The sequence below is a fragment of the Petralouisia muris genome (assembly GCF_004793545.1).
GTDB lineage: Bacteria > Bacillota > Clostridia > Lachnospirales > Lachnospiraceae > Petralouisia > Petralouisia muris.
The window spans coordinates 1-390 of the sequence record NZ_SRYA01000268.1 but is presented as its reverse complement, the minus strand read 5'-3'; the positions used below and the strand labels follow the sequence as shown (position 1 = coordinate 390).

Annotated in this window: 1 protein-coding gene; it reads right to left on the bottom strand. The window is 48.5% G+C overall.

Features of this window, described 5'->3' with window-relative positions; translation table 11 throughout:
• Positions 1–37 precede the first annotated feature (37 nt).
• Positions 38–390, bottom strand: a 353-nt coding sequence (locus E5329_RS29455) for a reverse transcriptase domain-containing protein (protein WP_275443913.1), incomplete at its 5' end; no start/stop codon positions are given.

The following is a 390-nucleotide window of genomic DNA, read 5'->3' as shown; positions in this document are numbered from 1 at the left end:
TAAATGTCGGAAAAATAATTCGCTGTTTGCTTCTCCCTCAATTCGCCGTCCGACAGTATACTGTCCTTGTCTTCTCCTGGTTCAGTTCCAAACCATAACTCTGGAACCTCTGTTCCAACCTTCTCCGCAGGTATTTCGCCTGTTTCTGAGAGACGCAGTGCGCTGTCCCGTCATCAGTATATCTTGCCCACGGCATCGTCGGAAATTCCTTTGCCATGAAATCATCGAACACATAGCGCAGGAACAGGTTTGCCAATGCCGGGCTTATCACCCCGCCTTGCGGGGTTCCGGTTTTCCTTTCCACAATCGTCCCGTCTTCCATTTGGAACGGCGCTGTCAGCCATCTCTGGATATATAGGATTATCCATTTCTCTTTGGTATGTTTCTTTA